The organism is Allobranchiibius huperziae (genome assembly GCF_013410455.1).
Taxonomy (GTDB): domain Bacteria; phylum Actinomycetota; class Actinomycetes; order Actinomycetales; family Dermatophilaceae; genus Allobranchiibius; species Allobranchiibius huperziae.
The window spans coordinates 593,867-620,211 of sequence record NZ_JACCFW010000001.1 but is presented as its reverse complement, the minus strand read 5'-3'; the positions used below and the strand labels follow the sequence as shown (position 1 = coordinate 620,211).

The window sequence follows — 26,345 nt, the reverse complement described above, 5'->3', positions numbered from 1 at the left end:
GATTCAAGAGGCGTCAGAGCCAGGGCGCGAGTGCCGGGGCGTCGGTGAGGGTGTGCGGGCGACCGGCGAGCCACGCCGCGACCTGCGGCAGCGGCCCGTCGACGGGGGGCACCTCTCCGCGCCTGGCGGTGATGTCCTCGACGAGCGCAGTCAGGAAGTCCGGGGGCAGGTCCTCGAAACGATGACCGCGGTCGAGGTCGACGACGTGCACCCACACCTCGCGCGACCGCATCCACGGGGTCTCGGTGGCGGGGACGGTGCGGCCCTGAGCGGTCACGACCGGTGCCGCCCACTGCTCGTCGGACAGCTCCGCCATCGCGGCCGCCAGGCGGTCGGCCGACCCGTGCAGCCACTCCCCCAGTTCGTCGGCGGACATCGACGTGCCGCGCTCGATGCCCGCGGCCCGGTCCTGCGGTGAGGAGTACATCGGGGTCTCGTCACCGGTGGCGGCCCAGTGCACCAGGTGCCCCAGGGCGTCGGCGTTGGCCGCGACGTGCGCGACCAGGTGTCGCCGTGTCCATCCCGGCAGCAGGGTCGGGGCGTCGTACTCCTGCTCGGTGAGGCCGGCGACCTCGTCGGCGAGGAGCGTCGTGCCGTCGGTCATCCACCGGCGTGAATCGGCGAACGTGTGCGCCATCAGGAGCTCTTCACGACCCGGTTGGTGCACGCACCCAGGCCCTCGATCTCGGTCACGACGGTCTCGCCGCCGACCAAGTAGACCTTCGGGTCGCGCGCGTGCCCGACGCCGGCCGGCGTACCGGTGGCGATCAGGTCACCGGGCCGCAACGTGATGATCGTAGAGATGTACCTGACCAGGAAGACCGGATCGAAGAGCAGGGTCCCCGTGTCGTCGGACTGCATCACCTGACCGTCGACCGTGGTGCTGACATGCAGTGCCGGGCGCACGCCGCCCACCTCGTCGGGGGTCACCAGGAACGGCCCAACCGGGGTCGCGGAGTCCCAGATCTTGCCCTGGGTCCACTCGATGGTGCGGTTCTGCCAGTCACGCATGGACACGTCGTTCATCACGGTGAATCCGGCGATCGCGGCCTCGGCCCGGGCGTCGTCGGCGCGTCGTACCCGCTCGCCGATGACGATCACGAGCTCGACCTCCCAGTCCAGCGCGTCGGTCTCGTCCGGCTTGACGATGTCGTCGTTGGCGCCGATCAGGCTGTCGGCGAACTTGGGGAAGAGCGTCGGGTACGACGGCAGCTCCCGGCCCATCTCCTGGATGTGGTTCCTGTAGTTGTGCCCGACGCAGACGACCTTGCTCGGGTCGGGCACGACGGGCGCGAAGTCGGCGCCCGCGACGTCGTACGTCGGGCCGGTGGCGTCGCGCGCGACGTCTCGCCAAGCGGGGTCGGCGAGCAGGGTGCCGAGGTCGTCGACCCCGAGGTCGACGAGCCGGTCGCCGTCGAGGCGCACCGCGCGGGTGTCGTTGCCGGACAGGCGGATCGTGGCGAGCTTCATGTCAGGAATCCTTCTGGGTTCGGTCGAGTCGCAGCGCCTCGAAGACGGGCGCGTCGGTGAAACGGAAGAGGTCGAGCGCCCCGGAGTCGGAGTCGGTGGACCCGGCCTCGGAGCGGGCGGAGAACGGTTGCCACGACGGCACGACGAACAGGTCGCCGCGGGTGACCGACCAGGTGTGGTCGCCGACGGTGACGCTGCCGGAGCCGTCGAAGACCTGATAGACGCTCGAGCCGGTCTCGCGCACCGGGCTCGTCTGTGATCCGCGGGCGATGCGGTGGAACTCGGTACGTAGCGTCGGCAGCACATCCCGGCCGTCGACGGGGTTGCTGAAGCGGACCGCGGCGTGCCCGTGCTCGACGGTGCCGGGCTGACCCTCTGCCTCCAGCGCCAGCTGGTCGGCAAGGGCACGGTCGGTGTGCTCCCACTTGTAGGCGAGGAGCGGCGAACCGGCGGCGGTGTGCTCGATCCCGAGCGGACGCAGACCGGGGTGGCCCCAGAGCCGCTCGGAGCGGGACAACGCCGGCGTGATCCGCTCGGCGTCGGAGATCCGGTCGCGGCCGAACTCGAAGAACTGCGCGTCGGTGAGGTACTGGAACGGGATGTCCAGGCCGTCGATCCACGCCATCGGCTGGTCGGTCGCGTTGTGGTGCGCGTGCCAGTTCCAGCCCGCCTGGGGCAGGAAGTCGCCGCGGTTCATCGGGACGGCGTCACCCCCGACGACGGTCCAGACACCCGAGCCCTCGACCACGAACCGGAAGGCGTTCTGGGTGTGCCGGTGCTCGGGCGCGTCCTCGCCGGGCATCAGGTACTGGATCGCGGCCCACAGGGTGGGAGTGGCGAACGGCCGCCCGTCCAGGCCCGGGTTGGCCAGCGCGATCGCGCGGCGTTCGCCGCCACGACCGACGGGCACGAGGTGGCCGGCCCGGTCGGCGAGGGCGACCAGGCGGTCCCACTTCCACAGGTGCGGTACGGCGTGCGAGCTCGGGTGCAGCGGCATGAGGTCGCCGATCTCGGTCCACAGCGGCACGAGCAGCTCCTGCTCGAAACCGCGGTAGAGATCGTGCAGGGCCGGGGTCGCGTCCGGCTGACCGGGCGCGTCCACGGCGTGCAGCGTGACGGGCGAGGAGGTGGGTGTGATCGCGGTCATAGCTCCATGGTGACCCGCGCTACGCTCAGCAGAACACAATATTCTGCACAGCAGAACGGATGAGACCGGTGGCACGCGACCTGAAACAACCCCCGGCGTACGCGATCGCCTCGGTCGACCACGCCTTGCGGCTGGCGACGATGCTGCAGCTCGAAGGGGCTCTGACGGTGGCCGAGGCGGCGCAGCGGCTCGGCATCGCCCGCTCGACCGCCCACCGGATGCTGCAGATGCTCGTCTACCGCGATTTCGCGGTGCAGGACGCCGGGCGCGCGTACTACGCCGGGCCCGTCCTCGAGCTCGCAGCGCACTCCCGCTCGCACACCGCACAGTTGCGCTCGCTCGCCCTTCCGCACCTGCGCCGACTCGTCGACGTCGTCCAGGAGTCCGCGAACCTCACCATCCGCACCGGGGACACGGCGCGCTTCATCGCCTCGGTCGAGTGCGACCAGGCGTTGCGGGTGGGATCTCGTGAGGGCATGGTCTTCCCGGCACACCATACGAGCGGCGGGCTGCTCCTGCTCGCGCAGCTGCCCGATGCGGAGCTGGAGGAGGTCTACGCGCCGGAGCGGTACGCCGAGAGCACCGAGGCCCGGCCCGACCTGGCCGCACTGCGGACCGAGCTCGCGCAGATCCAGCGGCAGGGCTTCGCACTCAACCAGGGCCGCTCCGAGCGGGGCGTCGTCGCGATCGGCGTACCGATCCGGGACGGCGACGGCGCCCTCGTGGCGGGGCTGTCGGTCTCGATGCCGAGCGTGCGCTTCGACGAGCAGCGGCTGCCCGCTCTAATCGCGTTGCTGCGAGCGGCCGGCGCCGCACTCGAGAGCGACCTGCGGTCCTGAACGCGGGCCCCTATGCCGCGATGGCGAGCCGGCGCATCCGCGGGATCGGGATCCGGCAGTTGATCGCCGCCACCGTCGCAGCAGCACCCGCTCGCTCCCAGCGCAGTAGCGCCGTGTAGCTCTCCGGGTCCTCCCCAGGCCATCGGTCGGAGTCGCCTTCGAGCACCGTGACCTCGCCCTTGCACGGCAGGTCGCCGACGGCCTTCAGCGAAAGACCGAACTGCTCGGTCCAGAAGTACGGCCGGTGCTCCAGCACCGGTGCCTCGTCGCCGAGCAACAGCCCTGCGGCGGCCACCTTGGCCTGGTCGATCGCGCTGTTCCACAATGGCATTCGGCGTACGCCCTGCCGCGATGGCACTGCGGCGACGTCACCCGCGGCCACGATCTGCGGGCGCACCCGTCCGCGTGCGTCCACATGCACCGCGCCGCTGCGCACCAGTCCGCTGGACGCCAGCCATTCGGTGTTCGGGATGTCACCGACCGCGGTCACCACGAGGTCCGCGAGGAGACGACGACCGTCGCCGAGGTCGACGACCGACCCGCTCCCGCTGCGACGGACGCCGGCGCCCGGGCTGGTCACGATGCGCAACCCGCGGGCCGTCGCGGCCGCGGTGAAGAGACCCGAGAGGTGCTCCCCGAGCTGCGCGAGCAGCGGGGCCGCGCGGCAGACCAGGGTCACCTCGCAGCCGGCGCCGAGGCAGCCCGAGGCGATCTCCATGCCCAGCGGCCCTCCCCCGACGACGATGACCGTGGGGCGGTCGACGATCCGCTCGCGCAGGTGCAGCGCGTCGTCGAGGCTGCGCAGTGTCACCTCGCCGCTGTCGGCCGGTCCGAGGCGGCGGGCCCGACAGCCGGTGGCGATGACCAGTCCGTCGTACTCCAGAGCCTCACCGCCCGCCAGCGTGATCAGCCGCCGGTCGGGGTCGAGCGCGCTCAGGCCGATGCCGAGACGTTCGGTGGCGCCGTGTGCGGCGGCCGCGAGCTGATGGGAGGTGAGGTCGTCGAGGTCCCGTAGCAGCGCCTTGGAAAGAGCGGGCCGGCTGTACGCCGCGTGCGGCTCGTCACCCACCATGGTGAGGTCGCCGTCGTACCCGCCGGCGCGCAGCGAGTCCGCAGCGGTGAGCCCGGCGATCCCGTTGCCCACCACCACGATCCGACGCACGGTCATGCGAGTCGGAGAGCCGCGACCGGGCAGACCCGGACGGCGCCGGTGGCGGCTGCGACGTCACCGGCGTCGGTGACGTCCTCGCGATCCAGCACCAGTTCGCCCTCGTCGTCCAGGTGCATCAGCTGGGGAGCCGACTCCTCGCACAGCCCGTGGCCTTCGCAGCGTGGTCGGTCGAGCACGATCTTCATTCGGGGACGACCTCCAGGACGGGCAGCGCGTCGATGCTGCGGGTGATGTTGCTGGGGACTCGGCGTTCCGGGCCGACGTCCAGCCGGGCGACCCGGCGGGCCAGGGCCGCGATGATCGAGTGACCCTCGAGGCGCGCGAGCCCCTGCCCGGCGCACCCGTGCGGGCCGTAGCCGAACGCGAGGTGATCCACCGGGTTGCGTTCGACGAGAAAGGTGTCGGGGTCGGCGAAGTGCCGCGGGTCGCGGTTGCCGGCGCCGAAGAGGATCGCGACCTGTGCGCCCTCGGGCAGCACCACTCCGTCGATCTCGGTCTCGCGCGTGACGTAGCGGCCCCACGCGTGCACCGGAGCCCAGAAGCGCAGCACCTCGTTGAACGCCGCGGGCACCAGCGAGGGGTCTGCGCGGACCAGAGCGAGCTGATCGGGGTGCCGCGCGAAGAGGGCAACGATGTTGCCGATGGCGGCCACCGTCGTGTCGATGCCGGCGCCGAGGTACTGGTGGATGATGTGGCCCGCGGTGCCCGCCGGGATGGCGCCGCGCTCCTGCGCGTCGAAGATCCCACGACCGACGGACCCTGGAGCCAGATCCGCCGCCGTGACCTGCGAGCACCAGCCGTAGAGCTCGCCGGCGATCGGGAAGTTCTCGGCGGTGCGCGCGTTCATCGGCCCGATGACCTCCATCGCGGCCTGACCCCAGCGCAGCATGTTGGCGCGGGCGCTGCCGGTGAAGCCGATGAGGTCTGCGACGACCTCGAGCGGGAACGCGCGGGCCAGCGCGTCGATCGCCTCGAAGGAGCCCTGACGGACCAGGTCGGCGACCAGCGCGTCGGCCTTCTTCTCGATCTGGTCCTTCAGGCCCCGTAAGGCGCGGGGCGAGAGGTTCTCGGTGAGCGTCGCGCGCAGCTGACTGTGGATCGGCGGGTCGGAGGCCAACGAGGTGCCGGTCAACGCCTCGTTCACCATCGGGTTGAAGCCGATCGAGCGTGAGGAGAACGATTCCCAGTCCGCGAGGACGTCGCGGACGACGTCGTACCGGGTGAGGGCGTAGACGTCGTTGATGGGCAGGTGCACGACGCCGCCGAGGTCGCGCAGCTGCGCGTACGTCGGGTACGGGTCGAGGAGCACCTCGTCGGCGAAGAGGTCGAGATCGATGCTGGGCGGCGCCGAGATGGTGGTCATGCTGTCCTCCTGGAGTCAGGACCACCCCGGGGGCGGTGCGACGCGGCAGGGTGAGCGGGGTCACACCGGGGTGGTGGACTAACAGCGTGACTATTAAGCTAACATCTTGTCAAGTGTTTGTGATGGCCGAGTACACCAATCGAGGCGTTCGCCGATCGATCACCGGAGAAGGAGATTCCGAAACGTTCCCTCGTTCCGGCCCGCCGATGCACGCTCGCCGCGATACTTCCGATCGTGCAGAACACGCAGGTACGAGTCCTCGTCGCCGCCACCGTTGCCCTTCTGCTGTTGACCGGCGGCTTCGTGTGGTGGTCGATGCCCCGCGGGTCGGTCGCGCTACCGGGCCCCGCAACGTCCCCGACCGATGTCGTGCGTGCGTATGTGCGCGCCTTGGACGCCCGCGACTACACCACATCGAACTCGATACAGACGATGGGGCCGGACCTCGAGCAGCACGGATGGTTCGGCGGCCCCACGATCACCCACCTGAAGATCACCGGCGCGGCCCCGGTGGCCACAGGGGCCGACTTCCCCGACAGCAGAGTGACCCGCTACCGCCAGGTCGCGGTCGTCGATACCGATGCGGTGTTCCACGACTGGAGCGGCATGCAGGACGGCCGGCAGCCCTGGTCCTACTACCTCGTCCGAAGCTCCAGCACCCAGCCGTGGCGAATCGCCGACTGGGGACAGGGCTGATCCCTCCCGCGATCGGGATCAGTCGCCGAGCAGGCTCACCCAACTGTCGGCGAGTTCGGCGAGCATCTGCTCGCGGGTGATCTTCCAGTCCGCCTCGCCCCAGTGCTGGGCCACGTAGTCGAGCTGGGACATCGCGAGGACACCGCGGAAATGGCGCTGCCGGGGCTTGAAGCGGCGCGCCTGCGCGAGGCCGTCCTCGACATCGCTGATCGCCTCCTCGAGCCACCGGTCCACGAGGTCGCGCAGCTCGGGGTCGACCGCGGCCGCATCTCGTCCGATCCGGATGATCGGTCGGATCGAGGGCCACCGGTCCGAGGTCTGGGTCAGCCAGGCGTGGATCGCGGGTCGGCTCCCGTCGCGCACCGCATCGATCAGATCCTGCGCCGTGGAGCCGTGTTCGGGGGATCGAGTGCGAAGCAACCGCTCGTTGAGCTGCTCGTCGATCAACGCCTTCATCAGATCGCTGCGCGAGTCGAAGTACGCGTAGAAGGTGACCCGGGTCGTGCCGGCGGCAGTGGCGATCTCGTCGACCGTCGTCGCCGCGTACCCCTTGCTGCCGAACAGGTCGAGCCCGGCATCGAGCAACAGACGCCGGGTCATCTGCTTCTGCGCTTCGCGGAGGCTCGCCACGCGCCAACCCTAGGGGACAAGCCACCGCCGCCGCCCACCCCGCGAGATTGCGTCATACATCTTGGCCAAATGCTTGACGGACTGTTAATCAATCTGACACCTTGCTCGCATCAAGGGTGATGTGCCTCACAGTCCCGCCGCGACCCGCGGGGTCCGGGCCTCCGCGCACCCGCCACCGACAGGAGTCCCGATGTCCAGATCCGTCGCGCGACCGCAGGGCTACACCGCCACCGTGGTGGCCGGATGCTTCGCCGTCCTCCTCGCGCAGATCGCGTATTCGCTGCCCGCGTCCCTGAGCGGCACCTTCCAGCAGGAGTTCCAGACCACCGGCTCGCAGCTCACGTGGATCACCGCCGCGTTCGCGATCCCGATGGTCGTCTTCGAGCTCAGCACCGGCGTGATCGGCGACCTCTTTGGCCGCAAGCGCCTGCTGCAGACCGGCGCCGGGCTCACCGTCGTCGGCTCGCTCGTCTCCGCCGTCGCCGGGACGGTCCACGTCATGTGGGCCGGCCAGATCGTCTCCGGACTCGGCGCCGCGATCCTCTATCCGACCTCGCTGGCGATGATCGCGGCTCTCGCGCCGGACAACGACGCCCGTGCCCGCTCGATCGCCCTGTGGGCCGGCTTCCTGTCCGTCGGCGCTGCCATCTCCCCCTTGCTGGGCGGCGCGTTCGCCACCAACGGCAGCTGGCGAGGCGCGTACGTCGTGGTCATCGTGGCCGCGCTCGTCTCCTTCCTCATCACCTTCAAGGCGACCGACTCCTCGGCGCCCAAGGGCCGCAAGCTCGACATCCCCGGCCAGGCCACCCTCGCGCTCGGCCTGATCGCCGTCCTGTACGCCGCCACCCATGGCTCGGAGTCCGGCTTCGACAGGCCGAACATCCTGGCTGCGCTCGTGGTCGGCGTCGTCCTGCTCGCCGCGTTCGTGGTCATCGAGCTGCGCACCGAGGTGCCGCTGCTGCATCTGCACCTCTTCGCCAACCGCGCGTACGCCGTGGTCGCGATCGCCACCGTCATCGGCATGTTCGCCTTCCTCGCCACCTGCTACTCGATGAGCATCTGGCTGGGTGCCATCCAGCATCAGAGCGCGATCAAGATCGGCGTCCTCTTCCTCTTCATCCAGGGCCCGGCGTTCGTGCTCGTGCCCGTGGTCTCTCACCTGATCCGCAACGTCTCGCCGCGCTGGATCCTGAGCGGCGGCTTCGCCCTGATGTCGGTGGGCGGCCTATGGTGCTCGACCTTCTCCGTCACCGACATGAGCTGGACCCGGTTCATGCTGCCGATGCTCGTCTTCGGGTGCGGCTTCGCATTGACCGTCGGGTCGATCACCGCCGTCGCCATCAACGCGGTGCCCGTGCGGCTCGCCGGGATGGCCAGCGCCACCACCAATCTGCTGCGCGACTTCGGCTTCGCCCTCGGCCCGGTGCTCATCGCATCGTTCGCGTTCAGCCGCGCCGACGGGAAGTTGACCAGCGGGCTCGGTAGAGCCATCGGCGCCTCCGGCCTCAAGCCGCCGTACACCGACGTCGCCGGCGGCATCGCACACCAGGGCGGAGCGATCGCGATCAACTCGCTGCCGGTCGTGCCCGGCGCAGGTCCGAACATGCGGCCGGTGCCCATGCCGCCGCAACTGCATCAGCTCGCCCTGCACTCGCTCGGGAGTGCTTACGACACCGCGTTCCTGGTCGCCGGGCTGTGCGCACTGGTCGCGGCGGGGCTGAGCCTCGCGGGCCTGGCAGGGCACCACAAGACGGTGGTCGAGGTGCAGACGGACGAGCGCGAGGAACTGGTCTCGCTCTGAGCCTGCGACCCCTTATGGACAGGCACGCAGTGGGGATCTCGACCCGTCGGGCGGGGTCCCCACTGCCGTCCACGACGGCTACTCCAGATCTACTTAACTGCACGAATATTTATTTGACAACATGTAAAGCTTTGTGACACCCTTCACATCATCCGGTGACCGCGCTCACATGCGCCGACCACCGCGGCCCCGCTCGGCGGGCGATCCGAGAACCCCTCGACCGCAGGAGTACCCACGTGTCCATCCACCACGGCGGCACCGAGACCGTCACCACCGTCCTCGGCCCGATCCCGGCCGACCAGCTGGGCGTCGTCGCGGTGCACGAGGCGTTGCTGTCGGTGCTCCCGGGAGCGCAGTACGCGTTCGACATCCGGATGGACCGCGCCGAGATCTTCCAGACGCTGACGCAGAAGCTGACCGACTTCCGTGACCATGGCGGCCGCACCGTCGTCGACAGCACCGGCATGTTCCACGGCCGGGACGTCCTCCTGCTCGAGGCGCTCTCCCGTTCCACGGGGGTGCACATCGTCGCGTCGACGGGCATGGGCCCCGAGGAGATGCTCGGCGGCTATTTCCTCACGCCGCAGACCAACCCGCCGACCCCCTGGCCGGCCGAGAAGTTCGCCGAGCTCTTCACCGCAGAGATCACCGACGGCATGGTGGTCCCCCGGGTGGAGCGCCGCGGCCCCGCCGGCCTGGTGGCCACCGTCGCCGATCGCGACGGCATCACTCCCACCGAGGAGAGCCTCTTCCGCGGTGCGGCCCGCGCTGCCCTACAGACCGGCGTCCCGGTCTCGATCCGCTACGGGGGCGACGCCGTCCAGGACCTCGAGATCGTTCTGGCCGAGGGACTGCCTGCCGACCGCGTCCTCGTCGGGGGCCTGGACCGCACGGAGGCGGTCGCCGCCGGCGCGCCTGCCGAGATCGCCCGCCGTGGAGCGTTCGTAGCACTCGACCACGTCGGGGCGAAGGACGCCGCGTACGTCACCGACGAAGAACGCGCCGCCCTGGTGGTCCAGCTGATTCGAGTCGGCTTCGGAGATCGGATCCTGTTGTCCAGCAACGCAGTCGGTGTCGCGATGGGCCACCCGAGCCACCCGGCGCACGACCTGCCGTACAGCTACCTGCTGTCGACCTTCGTCCCCCTGCTCCGCTCGCTGGGCGTGACCGATCGACAGGTCGACCAGCTCCTGGTCGACAACCCGCGCCGGCTGCTGTCGGTGCGCTGAGCACCGAGAAACCCGTCAAGCGTCGTCTCTGCTGAAGGTAAGTGTCGTGTCGAGAGTGAACACCGTCCTGGGAGCTATCCCGGCCGAGGAGCTGGGGATCGTGGCGATCCACGAACACGTCGGCTACGGCATGCCCGGCTCCGAGCTGGACACCCGGTGGTGGAAGACGCCGGAGGAGCGGTACGCGGAGACCGTCCCCAAGCTGCGGCAGTTCCACGAGTACGGCGGCGGGACCTTCGTCGACGTGACCGGCATCTGCAACGGCCGGGACGTCGACTACTACAAGTCGCTGTCCGCCAAGACCGGCGTGCACATCGTGGCCTGCACCGGCTTCGTCGGCGGCGACACCGCCCTGGCGTTCTTCGCCCGGGCGAGTGTCGACTACCTGGCGCAGCACTTCACCCACGAGATCACCGTCGGCATCGGCGACACCGGCAGCAAGGCGGGCGTCATCAAGGTCGGCGTCAGCCGTGGTGGGCGAATGACCGACCTGGACAAGCGCATCTACCGCGCCGCCGCCCGTGCGGCCCTGCGCACCGGAGTGCCGATCCTCACCCATTTGGCCATCGATGCCGAGAACGCGATCGCGATCTTCGCCGAGGAGGGGCTTCCTCTCGACCGTGTGCTCTTCGGGCACGTCGACGACGGGGTGAACGCCGACAAGACGCGCGACGTCTGGATCGCCGAGCAAGGCGGCCGGATCGGCTTCGACACGTTCGGGTACGAGACCGAGCTGCCCGACCCGCCGTTCTGGGCGCGACCCCGCAAGGAGCGCCTGGACCACTTCCTGCGCTTCATCGGTGGCGAAGGTCGGCTGCGGCAGGTGCTCGCGTCCGCCGACGCCAACTGCAGCCCACTCGGCTGGCCCGGGGTGAAGGGCCACACCGTCAACTACATCTTCGAGGACCTGATCCCCGACCTGCGTGACGCCGGCCTCGACGAGGACACCATCCGGACCGTCTTCGTCGACAACCCGGCCGACTTCCTCACCATCCGCCGCTGATCCCCTGAGCCGAGAGAGACCACCATGCAGACCGAGGACCTCAAGAACCTCACCATCGCGATCGTCGGAGCCGGGTACGGCGGGGCCGCCACCGCCAAGGCGCTGAGCCTGCTCGGAGCCCAGGTGACCGTCTACGAACAAGCGAGCCGGATCCGCGAGGTGGGGGCCGGTATCGGACTGCGGCCGTCGAGCATGGACCGGTTCCGCGAGTGGGGGATCATGGACGCGATCACGAAGGTCAGCTCGGCGAGCGACTACTTCGAGATCCTCACCGCCACCTCCGACCCGATCATGAAGGAGGCGTGGCCGGAGATCGACACCCTGGGTGTCACGACCCACCTGATCCACCGCGGCGACTTCATCGACGCCCTCGTGAGCACGTTGCCCGACGGCATGGTCCAGCTCGGGCACCGGCTGGAGACGGTCACCGACAACGGCGGCAGCGCGACGCTCTCGTTCACGAACGGCGAGAAGGCCACCGCCGATCTGGTCATCGGCGCGGACGGCATCGGCTCGGTCGTACGCCGTCAGCTCTTCAGCGACCAACGCCCCGTCTTCGCCGGTGAGCACGCCTACCGCGCGGTCATCGACGTGGCGGACGCGCACGGGATGGCCGTGGACGACAACCTGCGGATGTACATCGGGCGCGGCACGAAGATCTACCTGCTGCCGCTGCTGCACCGGGGTCAGGTGTCCTTCGACATCACCGCCCTGAACGCCGACGGCACCTGGGCGCCCGAGGTGACCAAGGAGGACATCGTCGCGACCGTCGAGGGCTTCGACGAGCGGCTGGTGGCGATCACCCACGACCTCGACATGGACACCGTCAACGTCCGCGCGGTCTACGACATCGACCCGGTCGACACCTGGCACACCGGCTCCGTCGTGCTGGTCGGCGACGCCGCGCACGCGATGTGCCACCACCAGGGACAGGGCGCGAATTCCGCGATCCTCGACGCCGGAGTCCTCGCCGACTGCCTGCGCGACGCGGCCACCCTCGCCGACGCCCTCACCCTCTTCCAGGCCACCCGCAAGCCGGTGACCGACGAGCTGCAGCGCATCTCGCGCCAGGGGTGGAGCGAGGACGAGGTCGACGACGTCTTCCCCGGACAGAAGCCCGCGACCCTCAGCGCGCAGGCCTGACGCCGTGTCGCTGCATCCCGAGATCGCCCGGGTCCTCGCCACCCTGCCGGCCCCACCGCCCGGGCCGCTCGATCCGGCCGTCCTGCGTGCCGACGAGGAGTCGCACGTCGTCCCGCTGTCGGACCGGCTGCCGCTGCACGACGTACGCGACACGACCGCCACCACGCCGTACGGCGACGTGCCGGTACGGATCTACTCCGCCGTGGAGGCGAAGTCCGGCGGTGTGCTCGTCTACCTGCACGGCGGCGCGTTCTTCCTGGGCAGCCTGGAGACCCACGACCACGTGGCGCGCGCGCTCGCCAAGGAGAGCGGTCTCACGGTCGTCTCCGTGGGCTACCGGCGCGCACCCGAAGCGGCGTACCCGGCCGGGCTGCAGGACTGCTACGGCGTCGTCCGCTGGGTGGTCGAGCACGGCGACGAGATCGGCTGGGACGGGCAGACGCTGGCCCTGGCCGGCGACAGCTCGGGCGCGACGTACGTCGCCGCCGTCGCCGCGATGGCGCACGACGACGGACTGTCCGCCATCACCCACCAGGTCCTCTACTACCCCTCGCTCGATCTGGACTTCGACGTCCACCGCTACGCGTCGCTGCGCGAGAACGCCGAGGGCTACGGCCTCGAGACCGCCGGCCTGAAACCTTTCAACGCGTTCTACCTCGACTCCGGCGCCGACCCCGCCGACCCGTTGGTCTCCCCGATCAAACGGACCGACCTGACGGGGCTGCCCACGGCGCTGATCCTCACCGGCGAGTTCGACCCGCTGCGCGACGAGGGCGAGTCGTACGGCGAGCGGCTGCGCCGGGCGGGCGTCGACGTCACCGTCACGCGGTACGAGGGCGCCGGGCACGGGTTCGTGCAGCATTTCTCGTGGCTGCCGGAGTACCACCGGGCCTTCGAGCAGACCGCGGAGTTCCTGCGATGACGTCTCCGATCGCGGTGCACCCGCTCGCATCGCCCTGGGGGCGATTCCACCTCTACAGCTTCCTCATCGACGCCCCCGAGCTCGCGATCGTGGACGCGGGCATCGCCTCCTCCCCCACCGACGGGATGGCACCGGCGCTCCAGGCCATCGGCCGCAAAATCGAGGACGTCCGCTGGATCCTGTTGACCCACGGTCACATCGACCACCTGGGCGGTGCCCACGCCCTGTGGGAGCTGACCGGCCGCCGGGCCCAGGTCGTCATCCACCAGGCCGACGCGCCGATGCTCCGCTCGCGGCGCGCGCACGTCGAGGAGTACCTCGCCGGGCGCGGACGGTATCTGCAGGACCCGCAGGGCGAGGCGAAGATCGCGGCCGCGGCCGAGACGGTCATCTCGGGCGAGATGGAGCCGACCATGCTGGTCGCGGGTGGCGAGCGCATCTCCCTCGGAGGCGACGTGTCGATCACGGTCCACGCGATCCCCGGCCACACGCCCGGGTCGGTGGCTTACGAGATCGACGGGCAGGGGTCCGTCTTCGTCGGCGACGCGGTGCAGGTGCACGGGGCCGCCAACGGCTTCCCGGGCTTCGAGGACCCGGTGAGCTACCGCGCGAGCCTCACCCGCCTACGCGACGAGGTGCGCCCCGAGCGCCTCTACCTCGGTCATCCCTACCGGCGCGCGGACGGCACGCCGTACGGCGTCGAACTGGACCGCGCGCAGGCGCACGAGGCGCTGCAGACAAGCCTCGACATCGAGGCCGGTCTCAGCGCCGCAGCTCACCGCTGCCTGGCAGACGGACTGCTCGACACCGACTCGGCCTACTCCCCCTTCGACCCGGTAGCCCAGGCCGTCGAGTACGCCGGCGACCCCACCCTCGAGCCGTCACCGTTCTTCACCTCGATGCACGGCTACCGCAGGCACGCCCACCCGAACTCGTGACGAGGAGCAATCCCTCCATGCCCGACTACCAGACCATCGACGCGGGTCGGCAGACCATCGCCGTCCGCAAGGACCTGCGGGTGCCGATGCGCGACGGTGTGACGCTTGCTACTGACGTGTATCACGGCACCGAGGAGTTGCCGCGGCCCGCGCTCGTCGCGCTCAGCCCGTACGGCAAGGAGCTGCAGGCCCTTGCGCTGACCACCCCGCCGCAGCGGCGCCCGTCGCCGATGTGGGACGGCTGCATCGAGGCCGGTGATACCGCCCGCATCGTCGACGAGGGGTACGCCCACGTCATCGGCGACCTGCGCGGCACGGGAGCCTCCGAGGGCGAGCACATCGGCAACTACAACGCCGGCGGCGTCTCGCTCGGCCAGGACGCCTACGACTACATCGAGTGGGTCGCGGCGCAGCCGTGGTGCGACGGCAACGTCGGCATGGTGGGCATCTCCTACTTCGGCTCGATGCAGGTGCTGGCCGCCGCCGAGCGACCGCCGCACCTGAAGGCCATCTTCGTCTCCGGCGGCCATTTCGACTTCTACGAGACGACCTACCACGGCGGGGTCATGTGGTTCATGCCCCGCGCGGCGCGTGAGGGCCGCGGGGGCGACTCAGGCTGGGCGTTCACCGACCGGGTGACGTCGCGGATGCTCGAGTCGTTCTCACCCGAGGAGATCACGGCTCGCGTCGCCGCCCGATTGGCCGACCCCGACGTCGCCGCCTGGCCCAACCTCGTGCACCTGCTGCACTACCCCAAGCACCACGAGGCGTGGTTCGACATCGTCATGAACGAGCTCGACTCGGACTGGTACGAGGAGCGCAACCCGATCACCCTGGCGCCGAACGTCGACATCCCGGTCTGGCTGCAGATCGACCAGGGCCGCGGCTGGACGATGGACGGCACGATCGAGCTCTTCAACGAGTTGAAAGGCCCGAGGAAGCTCACCATCGGCCCCTACCCCCCGATGCAGTCGCGCCCCTTCGTCGAGGAGCACGACAAGATGTTCCGTTGGTACGACTACTGGCTGAAGGGCATCGACAACGGCGTCATGGACGAGCCGGCCGTCAGCGTCTTCGTCGAGGGCTCTCGCGAGACCGCAACGGGCGACCAGTGGCCGCCCAGGGACGTGGAGTACCGCTCGCTCTATCTGCGCCCACGCCGCAAGCTCACCCCCGAGCCGGAGACCATGGGCACCGCGTACGCCGCCCCCGACGGCTTCTACCAGGCACCGCTCACGGTGACCGACAAGGTGGAGATCCTGCAATGGAGCACGGACGCGTTCGAGGAGGCCACCGAGCTCATCGGGACGGGCGCCGCGCACATCTTCGCCGAGATCGACCAGCCGGACACCAACTTCATCATGCGGCTGTGGGACGAATCCCCCGGCGGTGCACGCCAGCTGGTGACGACCGGCTTCCTCAAGGCGTCTCACCGTGAGCTGGACGAACGAACGACGCATGGCAATCCGTATCACCCGCACACCCGCGCTGTACCGGTCGAGCCCGGCAGCGTCGAGGAGTACGTGCTGCGGCTCTACCCGTTCGCCACGACGTTCCGGCCGGGTCATCGCCTCGTGGTCGAACTGTCGAACGACGAGCCGCTGGCCGACGCGCACAACGCGCTGCTGCCACCGGATGCGTTTCACCTCCCGGTGGGTCGCCCGGTGACCCACAAGATCTACCGCGACGCCACGCACCCCTCACGGCTCGTGCTGCCGTTCACGACGTACGGGTGAGCACGCGCGGTGCGGATCCGGCGCGTCACATGAGCCCGCGGATCAGCTCCACCGTCCGGACCAGGTGCGGTTCGTTGCGCTCGGCCCGGTGGGCCAGGGCCAGTTCGACGGTCTCGGCAGGACGTACGAGGCGGCGGTAGACGACCCCGTCGAGCGCCAGCGCGGTGACGGGTTCGGGCACGACGGCGACTCCGAGTCCCGCCGCGACGAGAGTGATCAGCGTCGAGGTCTCCCCCACCTCGTGACGGATGCGCGGTTCCAGGCCGGCGTCGCGGAACAGTCGCAGCACCACGTCGTACATCACCGAGCGCCGCCCGGCGGAGTGCACGATGAGCCCGGCGTCCTGCAGATCACCCACCCGGATCTGCGCGCGCTGTGCCAGCGGGCTGTCGGACGGCACCGCGACCACGAGGCGGTCGCGTCGCAGGGTCGTCACTGCCAGCGATGTATCGGCCACCGGCGGGCGGAGCAGGGCGACGTCGACCTCGCCCGCGAGCAGAGCTCGCACCTGGTCGGGCACCAGCATCTCGCCGCGGAACGAGAAGTCGACCCCCGGCAGCTCAACGGCCAGCCGGCGGGCCAGCGCGGGCAGCAGGCTGTAGGTCGCCGATCCCACGCACCCGATGGTCAGGTGCCCCACGGCGCCGGCGGCGACCCGTCGAGCCAGATGTCCGGCGTCGTCGACCCCTGCGAGGATGGCGCGGGCTCGCCCGAGGTAGACGGTGCCGGCGTCGGACAGTTCGACCCGCCGGGTGGTCCGGTGCAGCAGTTCGACGCCGAGCTCCTCCTCGAGCCGTCGGATCGCCTGGGACAACGGCGGCTGCGCCATGTGCAAGCGCACCGCTGCGCGACCGAAGTGGCGTTCCTCGGCGACTGCGACGAAGTAGCGCAGCTGTCGCAGCTCCATCGTCAAGACCTCGCAGATATGAATACTGCCGGATACAGATATTTCACACTATCAACGTCACGGCTTACGGTTGCCCGTATGGATGCCTTCCTCTACTCCGCCGTCCGTACGCCGTTCGGCCGCTTCAACGGAGCGCTCGCCGGCGTCCGACCGGACGACCTGGCCGCCCGCGTCATCGAGGCGCTGCTCGCGAAGGCGCCGGGTCTGGACGGGGCCGCGGTGGACGATGTCATCTGGGGCAACGCCAACGGCGCGGGTGAGGAGAACCGCAACGTCGGTCGGATGGCCGCGTTGCTCGCCGGCCTCCCGACGTCGGTGCCCGGCACCACCATCAACCGGCTCTGCGGGTCGAGCCTGGACGCCGCGATGGGCGGCTCACGGGCCATCGAGACCGGTGACGCGGACGTCGTCGTGGTCGGTGGCGTCGAGTCGATGACGCGGGCGCCGTGGGTGCTCCCCAAGCCGGCAAAGGGCTTCCCGGCACGCGATGTCACGGCCGTGTCCACGACGCTCGGCTGGCGGCTGACCAACCCGAAGATGCCGAAGGAATGGACCGCGTCGCTCGGTGAGTGCAACGAGCAGTTGCAGGACAGATACGGCGTCAGCCGCGAGCGTCAGGACGAGTTCGCCGTGCGCTCCCATCAGCTGGCCGCGGCCGCATGGGACGACGGGTTCTACGACGACCTGGTGGCACCGGTCGAGGGCCTGGCCCGGGACGAGGGAATCCGCGCGGACTCCACCGTGGACAAGCTCGCTGGGCTCGCCCCCGCCTTCCGCCCCGACGGCACCATCACCGCTGGCAACGCCTCGCCGCTGTCCGACGGTGCGTCGGCTGCGCTGCTCGGGTCCGCTGCCGCCGCCGAGCGGATCGGGCTGCAGCCGGTCGCGCGGATCGCGGGACGAGGGACGTTCGCGCTCGACCCGCAGGCCTTCGGGTACGCGCCTGTCGAGGCCGCGAACCGGGCGCTGGTCCGCGCCGGCATCGGCTGGGACCAGATCGGCGCCGTCGAGCTGAACGAGGCCTTCGCGGTGCAGTCGCTCGTGTGCGTGGATGCCTGGCTCGCCGAGGGCCTGAAGGACCCGTCGTTGGTCAACACCCGCGGCGGGGCGATCGCGATCGGCCACCCCCTCGGCGCCAGCGGCGGCCGCGTGCTCGCCACGCTGGCCAAGGTGCTGCGCGAGCGCGGTGAGCGGTACGGCGTCGCCGCGGTGTGCATCGGCGTCGGCCAGGGCCTGGCCGTCGTGCTGGAGAACCTGCAGGTGGCCGGATGAGCCAGGTGCAGCACCTGGACACCGTCGACGAGGCGGTCGCCGGCATCGAGGACGGTGCCACCGTGCTGGTCGGCGGATTCGGGCTGGCGGGAATGCCGTTCGACCTGATCGACGGCCTGATCCGACAGGGCGCCACCGACCTGACGATCGTCTGCAACAACGCCGGCAACGGCGAGGTGGGCCTAGCGGCGCTGCTCAAGGCCGGCCGGGTCGCGAAGGTGATCTGCTCCTTCCCCCGCCAGGCCGACTCCTACGTCTTCGACGAGCTCTTCCGCGCCGGGAAGGTGAAGCTGGAGGTGGTCCCGCAGGGCAACCTCGCCGAGCGGATGCGCGCCGCCGGCGCGGGCATCGGAGGCTTCTACTCCCCCACCGCCGTCGGAACGATGCTGGCCGAGGGCAAGGAGACCCGCACCATCGACGGGCGCGACTACCTGCTGGAGTACCCGATCAAGGGCGACGTCGCCCTGGTCTCCGCCCACCGCGCGGACCGGATGGGCAATCTGGTCTACCGCAAGACAGCTCGCAACTTCGGGCCCGTCATGGCCACCGCGGCGAGCACCACCGTCGTGCAGGTGCACGAGGTCGTGCCCACCGGAGCGCTCGACCCGGAGGCGGTCGTGACCCCCGGCATCTTCGTGGATCGCGTCGTGTGCGTCGCGCCCCGCCACTACACCGTGCAGGGAGCCCGCTGATGGCGCTGAACCCCGACGAGCTCGCCGCGGTCATCGCCCGCGACATCCCGCCGTACTCCTACGTCAATCTCGGCATCGGCCGGCCGACCCGCGTGGCCGACCACCTGACGCCGGGATCGGGCGTCGTGCTGCACACCGAGAACGGGATGCTCAACATGGGCCCGGCCGCCACCGGCGAGCAGATCGACACCGACCTGACGAACGCCGGCAAGCAGCCGGTCACCGAGCTGCCCGGCGCGTCGTACTTCCACCACGCCGACTCCTTCATGATGATGCGCGGCGGCCACCTCGACGTCTGCGTCCTCGGAGCGTTCCAGGTCGCGACGAACGGCGACCTCGCGAACTGGCACACCGGTGAAGCGGACGCCATCCCCGCCGTCGGCGGGGCCATGGACCTCGCGATCGGCGCTCGCCAGGTGTTCGTCCTGATGTCGCTCTTCGACAAGCAGGGCCGACCCAAGCTCGTGCCGCAGTGCACCCAGCCGTTGACCGGCCTGGCGTGTGTCAGCCGTGTCTACACCGAGCTCGCGGTCTTCGACGTGGGGCCGGACGGCGCGGTCGTGCGGGACACCTTCGGGATCACCGTGGATGAGCTGCGCGAGCGGCTCGACGTGCATCTCGCCATGCTCTGAGGACGGGGACCCCACCCTCCTGCCGTTCGAGCGTCGTCGGTGTGAGAATTAACGCTGACACCACACAGCCCGTGCGAGGCGTGGCGACCGACCAGCAGGAGTGACGAGAACCGTGACGACACAAGGGTTGTCGCACCGACGCGACCAGGTGCGCGAGGAAGTGCTGAGGGCCGGCTACGTCCGGGTCGAGGACCTCGCGCAGACCCACGGCGTCAGCCTGATGACGATGCACCGCGACCTGGACCAGCTGCAGGAAGAGGGCTGGATCACCAAGATCCGCGGCGCCGCCACCGCCAACCCCACGGCGCTGCGTGACGCGGGCGTGGCCGAACGCAGCCTCTCGATGAGCGCCGAGAAGGCCGCCATCGTGCGGGAGGCGGGACGGCTGCTCGGGCGAGGGCAGACCATCTTCCTGGACGACAGCACCACCGCCGTCGGACTCGTCCCGCTCCTGTCGGCGCACGTGCCGATCACCCTCGCGACCAACTTCGTGCCGGCGATGGCCATGCTCAGCCCATCGTCCGGCGTCGAGGCCAAACTGCTCGGCGGCGCCTACGACGAGCGTCTGCAGTCGTGTTCGGGACTGCAGACCATCGACGCGATCGACGCCCTGCAGGCCGATCTGTTGTTCATGTCGCCCACCGGGATCACCGGCGGCCGCTGCGTGCACCGCTCGGAAGCGACCGTCATGGTGCGCCGTGCCCTTCTGGCGCGCAGCCTGCGCAAGGTGCTGCTGGTCGACCACGCCAAGTTCGGTCGTCCCGCGACCCACGTGCTGTGCGGCGTCGAGGCGTTCGACACGGTCATCACCGACGACCGGGTCGCCGACGAGGACCTGCAGCTCCTGCGGGACCGCTGCCCCGACGTGCGAGTCGCCTCCACCGGCGACGAAAACGTCTGACCGCGAACGCTTCTCGCGCGAGCGGTCACCCGAACAACTTGCCCCGCACCTGCAGGAACTGCTCGTAGCGCTCGGCCAGCACCTTCGTGCGTTCGGGGTCCGGCTCGAGCACCTGGCGTGGGCGGACGGCCGCCGTCACAGCGTCGTGCAGCGAATCGAACATCCCGATCTCGTACGCGCCGACGAGCGCCGCGCCGCGCGCGCCGATCTCCTCCACGTCCGGCAGCGTCACCGGCACCCCGACGGCATCGGCGATCACCTGACACCAGCTCACGCTGCGCGCACCGCCGCCGGAGATCGCGACCATGGTGGCCGACCCCGCACTGGCGACGCAGTCCTTCACCGCCATGCTGAGCCCGTCCACGATGCCGGCGGCGACCTCCTCGCGGGTGTGGGTGACGTCCAGGCCGAGGATCGCCCCACGCGCCCGCGGATCCAGGAAAGGGCTGCGCTCGCCGGCGGTGGAGAAGTAGGGAAGCACCATCGGCGTCCGGCTGCGGTCCGAGCGGTCCGCGAGCCGGATCACGTCGCCCGGCTGGTCCAAGCCGAACAGCTTCTGACACCAACCGATCACCTCGGTGCCGACCATCGTGGGATAGGTCAGCAGCCAGCCGCCCTCCTCCGCTGCGGGCAGCGACATGCCGTTACCCGGCCGGTCCAGCCGGGGGTCGTCCGAGACGAGCCCGTTGCACAACGTGGTGCCGAGGATCGCGAACGCGTCGCCCGGGCGGTGCGCCCCGCTACCGGTGGCCATCGACGCCACGTCGTACGGCGCGACGACCACCGGGGTGCCCTCCTGGAGCCCGATCTCCCGGGCGACGTCACCGAGCAGGGGTGCCACCCGGTCCTTGCCGCGCACGGCGTCCGGGAGCAGGCGACGCAGGTCCGCGATGCCGTACAGATCGAGGATCCGCTCGTCGTACGCACGTCTGCGGGTGTCGAAGAACGGGTTCGCCGCCTCGCTGTCGTCGATCGCACGCCGGCCCGTGAGCTTGAAGTAGGCCCACCCGCCGCAACTGAGCAACGTCGTCGCCCGTTCGATGACCTCGGGCGAGTTCTCCTGCAACCAGCGCAATTGCGAGGAGGCGACCCCGGCGAAGCCGAAGCATCCGTTGATGTCGAAGGCCCGCTGCAGCGTGCCGTCGGCCTCCCAGGCGTCGACGAGGGAGGTCGCGCGGGCGTCGTTCCAGAGCAGTGCCTGGCCGGCCGGGTCGCCGTCGGCGTCGATCAGCCAGCAGCCGTCGCCCTGGGCGGTGACGGCGACGAGCTGGATGTCGTCCGGCGACCTCTCGGCAACGGTGCGCACGACGCGCACCAGACCGGCCCACACGTCGGCCATGTCCTGCTCGGAGTGCCCGGGCGCCGGCCGGTCGACGACGGCGTCCTCGGCGCAGCTGTCGGCCTCGGCCCAGTCCTGCCCGTAGCGGACGGCCTTGATCCGGGAGGTGCCCAGATCGACCCCGATCACACTCATGAGCCCTCCTTCAACGCGTCCGGGTTGGCGCAGTGGTCCATCCGGCCACTGTGCAGATAGCTCGCGACGTCGCGCACCACCCGCTGCACCGACTCCGAACTGACCTGTCGGGAGGCACCCGCGAGGTGCGGGGTGCCGATGACGTCGGGTCGGTGTACGAGCGGGTTGTCCGGCCCAGGGGGCTCGGGATCGAACACGTCCAGCGCTGCGCCGCTGAGCTGCCCGGAGTCCAACGCCTCCAGCAGGGCGGCCTCGTCGACGATCTCCCCACGGGCGGTGTTGACGAAGTAGGCACCGTGCTTCATCGCGCCGAATGCTTTGGAGTCGAAGGACTTCCGCGTCTCGTCGGTCAACCGCGAGTGGACGCTCACGATGTCGCTGACCGACAGCACCGCCTCCAGGGAGTCCAGCAGCTCGATCCCGTCGGCACGGTCGACGTGCGGGTCGTAGGCGACCACCCGCGCGCCGAACGCGTCCAGCAGCTGCGCGACCCGCCGCCCGACGGCGCCGATGCCGACCAGCCCGACCGTGCACGCACGAAGCTCCGGACCCGCCGTCTCGTAGCGGAACGCCCTGGGGCTCCAGCGCCCGTGGACCAGCTCGGCCGACCCGCGTACGACGCCGCGCGGCATCGTGATCATCACCCCGATCACGAACTCCGCGACCGCGCCGAGGTTGCGACCCGGCAGATAGACCACCGGGACGTGGTGCGCGGTGGCCGCGGCCAGGTCGACGTTGACCGGGCCACCGCGAGTTATCCCCACCACCTTGAGCCGGTCGGCGCGCGCCAGGACGGTGGCGGTGACCGGGCCGAGATGGGTGAGCAGGACGTCTGCGCCGGGTATCAGCTCGGCGATCTCGTCGACCGATCCGGACGACTCCTTGACCCCTTCGACCGCTCCGTACGCCTCGTCCGGCCAGCGCGTGGAGTATTCGACGGTCTCGGTGTCCGGCCCGAACGCCTCCTTCGCCGCGTGGGCGAAGGAGGCGGCCGAGATGAACCGGTCGCCGACGCAGACGACCCGCATCAGGCCGTCCCGTGCTGGACGCGGGAGCGCCGGGCCAGGGAGTCGATCAGCACCGCGAGCGCCAGGACGGCACCGGTGATCATGTAGCGGTAGGCCGACGAGAGGTTGAGCAGCGTCAACCCGTTGGAGATCGACTGGATGACAAGGATCCCGAGCAGGGCCGAGTAGGCGCTGCCGCGACCACCGAACAGGCTCGTGCCGCCGATGACGGCGGCGGCGATCGCGTTCAGGTTGACGTCACCGGTGCCCGCGCTCTGACTGGACGACGCGAGCCGTGCGGCACTCAGCACGCCGCCGACCGCCGCGAACAGACCCGTCAGCACGAAGGCCGAGGTGTAGATCATGTTCACGTTGATACCGGCGCGACGCGCGGCCTCCTCGTTGCCGCCGACCGCGAACATGTGCCGGCCCCAATTCGTCTTGGTCAACGCGTAGTTCGCTGCCACGATCATCAGCACGAAGATCGCGAACATCCACGGCACGCCGTTGTCCCGATTGAGGTACCACGCGGCCAGCAGCAGGACGACCAGCAGTGCGACGGCCCGGATGACGACGTTCGCCGGGGAGCTCGCGGACAGGTTGGCGGCCCTGCGGCGTCGGATGTTGAGGATCCCGGCGACGAAGACGGCGGCGGCTGCGAGCACCGCGACGATGTACGCGAGGATCGGCGTCAGGAACTGCTGCTGTCCGAACGTGACCAGCCCCGATCCGTACGGCAGGTTGATCGAGCCCTGGGACCCCAGCAGTTGCAGCTGCAGTCCGAGGAAGGCGAGCAGTCCGGCCAGGGTGATCACGAAGCTCGGCATGCCGAACCTGTTGCGGACCTGCGCGTAGACGAAGCCGATCAACGCTCCCGACAACGCCGCGACGACGATCGCCAGGATCGGGTTCCAGCCCTTGTTGACGTAGAGGACACCGAGCAGGGCCGAGGACAGGCCGCTCAACGAGCCCACCGACAGGTCGATCTCACCCAGGACCAGCACGAAGACGATGCCGAGCGCGATCATGCCCACGGCCGAGCTGTCGTAGATGAGGTTGACCAGGTTGCCGGAGGACAGGAAGAGGGAGTTCAACGCCTGGAAGACCACGGCGATGACGATCAGCCCGATCACCACCGGCAACGGGCCGAGGTCACCGGAGCGGACCCGGTAGCCGAAGTTGGTCAGCATGTCCTTGGGGCTGCCGCTGCCGACCTTGACCCTGGCGTCCTGCTGGTCGAGCGCTTTCGGGGGCGGGGTTGCCGTCTGTGCCATCAGGAGTCCTCCTCCGACAGAGTGGGAGCGGCGTGCGCCCCCGCGGTGGGCGCCGCGGCGTCGTCCGCCGTGGCGTCGGTGGTGTCGGCGCCGCCGGACCGGCGTGCCGACCGGCGCGTCACGACGTTGTCCGTGGCCCCGGTGATCGCGGCCACCAGGTCGTGGTTGCTCGCGTCGGGTCCGAACTCGCCGTTGTTGCGGCCGAGACGGAGGACGACGACGTTGTCGGCGACAGCGCGCACGTCCTCCATGTTGTGGCTGATCATCACGACTGCCAGTCCTCGTGCCTTGACCCGCTCGATCAGGTTCAGCACCTCGGCGGTCTGGGCCACGCCCAGGGCCGCGGTGGGCTCATCGAGCATGATCAGTCGCGGATTGACCAGAAGAGACCGCGCGATCGCGACGGTCTGCCGCTGGCCGCCGGACAGCGAGGCGATGGGCACCCGCACACTCGGGATCCGGGCGGACAACTCCCCGAGGAGTTCCCACGACCTGGTCTCCATCGTGACCTCGTCCAGGTGGCCGCCCTTGAGCTCGCGCCCGAGGAAGAGGTTGGCGACCACGTCGAGGTTCTCGCAGAGCGCCAGGTCCTGGAAGACGGTCGCGATCCCGAGCTCCATCGCCTTGGACGGGCTGTCGATCGTCACCTGCTTCCCGTCGAAGAAGACCTCGCCCGACGTCGGTGCGTGCACCCCGGACAAGACCTTCACCAAGGTGGACTTGCCGGCTCCGTTGTCCCCTACGAGGGCGACGACCTGACCTGCGTGCACCTCGAGATCGATGTCGGTGAGGGCCGACACCGCCCCGAAGGTCTTACCGACCCCGCGCAGGCGCAGGACGGGTGTCCCCGACGGTGCCTGCGTGGTCTCCGTGGCTGTGGCAGTCATGCCGCGCCGTCCTTTCTCGCCGTGTCTCGCATCAGCACACCCACGATCAGGAGATGCCGAGCTTGGTGCAGCCGGCCTTGTAGCTACCGGTGCACAGCTGGGAGGCGGTGGCGATCTTGGTGGAGATGATGTCGGTCTTGAGGTTGCTCTGCGTGATCACCTTCGGGACGAAGAGCATCGTCTTGGTGCCGAACACGGTCGTCAGGCTGCCGCCGCCGACCGCCGTGACCGACTTGCCGTTGAGCAGGTCGACGGCGACGTCGGCCGCCGCGCCCGCGACGATCTCGCTCGGCTTGGAGATGGTGTTGTACTGGTCGCCGGCGATGATCAGCTGCAGTCCGGCGGTCGTGGCGTCGTTGCCGGTCACCGGGGGCAACGGGTTGACGCTGGCAGCCTTGAGGGCGGCGATCGCGCCGCCGCCGGTGCCGTCGTTCGCGGCGACGATGCCGACGATCTTCTTACCGAAACGTGAGACCTGGCCGCTGACCCAGGACTGCGCCTTGCTCGGGTCCCATTCCGGGGTGTCGTACTCCGACAGCGTCTTGTAGCCGCTGCCCGCGAGACCCTCGTGGACGCCCTTCTTGATCAGACCGGCCGCGGCGTCGGTCGGGGACCCGTTGACCTCGAGGATCCCGTTGCCGCCACCGGTCGAGACACCCTTGGCCTTCAGGTCCTGGACCAGCGACTGCGCGATCGACTTGCCGATCTCCTCGTTGTTGAAGGAGACGTAGAAGTCCGGCTTGGCCTGCGGGATCGGCCGGTCGTAGGCGATGACCTTCACGCCCTTGGAGTGGGCGGCCGACACCAGGCTCGACGCGGCGGTGGAGTCCACCGGGTCGAGCACGATGACCTTCGCGCCCTGGGTGAGCGCCGCATTGAACTGCTGCTGCTGCTTGCTGGCGTCACCGGTGGCATTGTTGTAGAGCGGCGTGCACGTGGGGCACACCTTCTTCAGCTCCGCCACGAAGCCGGGCTTGTCGTGCTGCTCGTAGCGGGTGGACGCCTCGTCCGGCATCAGGAAGGCGATCTTGGCGCCCTTGTCACCGCCGGCCGCGGCGGACGAGCCGGCTGCACCCGACTTGGTCGAGGAGTTCTTGCCGGAGCTGCACGCACCCAGGATGGGCAGTGTGGCAGCCACGGCAACAGCGACGGAGATCTGCGTGATCCTGCGAGCGGTCATGATGTTCGGTTCCTTCGTGGGATGGGTTGAG

The 26,345-nt window shown here is 69.8% G+C and carries 26 protein-coding genes; 13 read left to right on the top strand and 13 right to left on the bottom strand.

All coding sequences use genetic code 11. The features are described from left to right. Window positions 1-13: 13 nt before the first annotated feature. From HNR15_RS02975 to HNR15_RS02965, 3 genes are read right to left on the bottom strand one after another with little or no spacing between them, the layout of a single operon-like run. Window positions 14-637 carry a maleylpyruvate isomerase family mycothiol-dependent enzyme gene (locus HNR15_RS02975; protein WP_179479021.1) on the bottom strand — a complete coding sequence of 208 codons (624 nt, stop codon included), beginning with the start codon at window positions 635-637 and terminating at the stop codon, window positions 14-16. Further along, complete coding sequence (locus HNR15_RS02970) at window positions 637-1,470, bottom strand: fumarylacetoacetate hydrolase family protein (protein ID WP_179479019.1); 834 nt, start codon at window positions 1,468-1,470, stop codon at window positions 637-639. The genes HNR15_RS02975 and HNR15_RS02970 overlap by 1 nt, the downstream gene beginning before the upstream one ends. 1 nt (window position 1,471) lies before the next feature. Continuing rightward, entirely contained in the window at window positions 1,472-2,617 is a 1,146-nt protein-coding gene (locus HNR15_RS02965) for a cupin domain-containing protein (RefSeq protein WP_179479017.1), read from the bottom strand. 68 nt (window positions 2,618-2,685) lie between these two features. Here HNR15_RS02965 and HNR15_RS18565 point away from each other — a divergent pair, with 68 nt between their 5' ends. After that, a complete protein-coding gene (locus HNR15_RS18565) occupies window positions 2,686-3,456 on the top strand; it encodes an IclR family transcriptional regulator domain-containing protein (protein ID WP_179479015.1) in 771 nt (256 codons plus the stop codon). 10 nt (window positions 3,457-3,466) lie between these two features. Here HNR15_RS18565 and HNR15_RS02955 read toward each other — a convergent pair whose 3' ends face one another. Genes HNR15_RS02955 through HNR15_RS02945 form a run of 3 tightly spaced genes read right to left on the bottom strand, consistent with a single transcriptional unit; the run spans window position 3,467 to window position 5,990 of the window. Further along, the gene (locus HNR15_RS02955) at window positions 3,467-4,624 is read right to left on the bottom strand and encodes an NAD(P)/FAD-dependent oxidoreductase (RefSeq protein ID WP_179479013.1); all 1,158 of its coding nucleotides are present in this window, start codon (window positions 4,622-4,624) and stop codon (window positions 3,467-3,469) included. Continuing rightward, a complete protein-coding gene (locus HNR15_RS02950; protein ID WP_179479011.1) occupies window positions 4,621-4,812 on the bottom strand; it encodes a ferredoxin in 192 nt (63 codons plus the stop codon). The genes HNR15_RS02955 and HNR15_RS02950 overlap by 4 nt, the downstream gene beginning before the upstream one ends. Continuing rightward, entirely contained in the window at window positions 4,809-5,990 is a 1,182-nt protein-coding gene (locus tag HNR15_RS02945) for a cytochrome P450 (RefSeq protein ID WP_179479009.1), read from the bottom strand. The genes HNR15_RS02950 and HNR15_RS02945 overlap by 4 nt, the downstream gene beginning before the upstream one ends. 234 nt (window positions 5,991-6,224) lie before the next feature. Between HNR15_RS02945 and HNR15_RS18755 the strand changes: the two genes are divergently transcribed. Beyond that, window positions 6,225-6,686, top strand: coding sequence for a DUF4829 domain-containing protein (locus HNR15_RS18755; RefSeq protein WP_179479007.1), 462 nt, complete (start codon window positions 6,225-6,227; stop codon window positions 6,684-6,686). An 18-nt stretch (window positions 6,687-6,704) separates the two neighbouring features. On the opposite strand, the gene HNR15_RS02935 is transcribed toward HNR15_RS18755, so the two are convergent. Next, a complete protein-coding gene (locus tag HNR15_RS02935; RefSeq protein ID WP_179479005.1) occupies window positions 6,705-7,316 on the bottom strand; it encodes a TetR family transcriptional regulator in 612 nt (203 codons plus the stop codon). Window positions 7,317-7,506: 190 nt separating this feature from the next. Between HNR15_RS02935 and HNR15_RS02930 the strand changes: the two genes are divergently transcribed. From HNR15_RS02930 to HNR15_RS02900, 7 genes are all read left to right on the top strand, one after another. Further along, the gene (locus HNR15_RS02930; protein ID WP_179479003.1) at window positions 7,507-9,117 is read left to right on the top strand and encodes an MFS transporter; all 1,611 of its coding nucleotides are present in this window, start codon (window positions 7,507-7,509) and stop codon (window positions 9,115-9,117) included. 236 nt (window positions 9,118-9,353) lie between these two features. After that, entirely contained in the window at window positions 9,354-10,346 is a 993-nt protein-coding gene (locus HNR15_RS02925) for a phosphotriesterase family protein (protein WP_179479000.1), read from the top strand. A 46-nt stretch (window positions 10,347-10,392) separates the two neighbouring features. Further along, window positions 10,393-11,349: a phosphotriesterase family protein gene (locus tag HNR15_RS02920; protein WP_179478998.1), complete on the top strand. Its 957-nt coding sequence runs from the start codon at window positions 10,393-10,395 to the stop codon at window positions 11,347-11,349. A gap of 24 nt (window positions 11,350-11,373) precedes the next feature. Further along, window positions 11,374-12,492 carry an FAD-dependent monooxygenase gene (locus HNR15_RS02915; protein ID WP_179478996.1) on the top strand — a complete coding sequence of 373 codons (1,119 nt, stop codon included), beginning with the start codon at window positions 11,374-11,376 and terminating at the stop codon, window positions 12,490-12,492. Window positions 12,493-12,496: 4 nt separating this feature from the next. Then, complete coding sequence (locus tag HNR15_RS02910; protein ID WP_179478994.1) at window positions 12,497-13,414, top strand: alpha/beta hydrolase fold domain-containing protein; 918 nt, start codon at window positions 12,497-12,499, stop codon at window positions 13,412-13,414. Beyond that, window positions 13,411-14,352, top strand: a complete 942-nt coding sequence (locus HNR15_RS02905; protein WP_179478992.1) for an MBL fold metallo-hydrolase — start codon at window positions 13,411-13,413, stop codon at window positions 14,350-14,352. The genes HNR15_RS02910 and HNR15_RS02905 overlap by 4 nt, the downstream gene beginning before the upstream one ends. Before the next feature lie 17 nt (window positions 14,353-14,369). Next, the gene (locus HNR15_RS02900) at window positions 14,370-16,088 is read left to right on the top strand and encodes a CocE/NonD family hydrolase (protein WP_179478990.1); all 1,719 of its coding nucleotides are present in this window, start codon (window positions 14,370-14,372) and stop codon (window positions 16,086-16,088) included. 25 nt (window positions 16,089-16,113) lie between these two features. Here HNR15_RS02900 and HNR15_RS02895 read toward each other — a convergent pair whose 3' ends face one another. Continuing rightward, on the bottom strand, window positions 16,114-16,995 hold the full coding sequence (locus HNR15_RS02895) for a LysR family transcriptional regulator (RefSeq protein ID WP_179478988.1): 882 nt from the start codon (window positions 16,993-16,995) through the stop codon (window positions 16,114-16,116). 78 nt (window positions 16,996-17,073) lie between these two features. Between HNR15_RS02895 and HNR15_RS02890 the strand changes: the two genes are divergently transcribed. The 4 genes from HNR15_RS02890 to HNR15_RS02875 all read left to right on the top strand — a co-directional run bounded on the left by HNR15_RS02890 (window position 17,074) and on the right by HNR15_RS02875 (window position 20,492). Beyond that, entirely contained in the window at window positions 17,074-18,267 is a 1,194-nt protein-coding gene (locus HNR15_RS02890) for a thiolase family protein (protein WP_179478986.1), read from the top strand. After that, entirely contained in the window at window positions 18,264-18,959 is a 696-nt protein-coding gene (locus tag HNR15_RS02885) for a 3-oxoacid CoA-transferase subunit A (RefSeq protein ID WP_179478984.1), read from the top strand. The genes HNR15_RS02890 and HNR15_RS02885 overlap by 4 nt, the downstream gene beginning before the upstream one ends. After that, a complete protein-coding gene (locus HNR15_RS02880) occupies window positions 18,959-19,591 on the top strand; it encodes a 3-oxoacid CoA-transferase subunit B (RefSeq protein WP_179478982.1) in 633 nt (210 codons plus the stop codon). The genes HNR15_RS02885 and HNR15_RS02880 overlap by 1 nt, the downstream gene beginning before the upstream one ends. A gap of 112 nt (window positions 19,592-19,703) precedes the next feature. Then, window positions 19,704-20,492: a DeoR family transcriptional regulator gene (locus tag HNR15_RS02875; protein WP_179478980.1), complete on the top strand. Its 789-nt coding sequence runs from the start codon at window positions 19,704-19,706 to the stop codon at window positions 20,490-20,492. 25 nt (window positions 20,493-20,517) lie between these two features. Here the strand turns inward: HNR15_RS02875 and HNR15_RS02870 are convergent, their stop codons facing one another. The 5 genes from HNR15_RS02870 to HNR15_RS02850 are packed head-to-tail and all read right to left on the bottom strand — an operon-like array spanning window position 20,518 to window position 26,314. Next, window positions 20,518-21,966, bottom strand: a complete 1,449-nt coding sequence (locus HNR15_RS02870; RefSeq protein WP_179478978.1) for an FGGY-family carbohydrate kinase — start codon at window positions 21,964-21,966, stop codon at window positions 20,518-20,520. Then, the gene (locus HNR15_RS02865; protein ID WP_179478976.1) at window positions 21,963-22,994 is read right to left on the bottom strand and encodes an NAD(P)-dependent oxidoreductase; all 1,032 of its coding nucleotides are present in this window, start codon (window positions 22,992-22,994) and stop codon (window positions 21,963-21,965) included. Before HNR15_RS02865 ends, HNR15_RS02870 begins: the two co-directional genes overlap by 4 nt. Then, a complete protein-coding gene (locus HNR15_RS02860; protein ID WP_233763572.1) occupies window positions 22,994-24,247 on the bottom strand; it encodes a sugar ABC transporter permease in 1,254 nt (417 codons plus the stop codon). Before HNR15_RS02860 ends, HNR15_RS02865 begins: the two co-directional genes overlap by 1 nt. After that, the gene (locus tag HNR15_RS02855) at window positions 24,247-25,134 is read right to left on the bottom strand and encodes an ATP-binding cassette domain-containing protein (RefSeq protein ID WP_179478974.1); all 888 of its coding nucleotides are present in this window, start codon (window positions 25,132-25,134) and stop codon (window positions 24,247-24,249) included. The genes HNR15_RS02860 and HNR15_RS02855 overlap by 1 nt, the downstream gene beginning before the upstream one ends. Window positions 25,135-25,180: 46 nt before the next feature. Next, window positions 25,181-26,314 (bottom strand): ABC transporter substrate-binding protein, encoded by a 1,134-nt coding sequence (locus tag HNR15_RS02850; protein WP_179478972.1) that lies wholly within the window; start codon window positions 26,312-26,314, stop codon window positions 25,181-25,183. Between the last annotated feature and the right edge of the window lie 31 nt (window positions 26,315-26,345).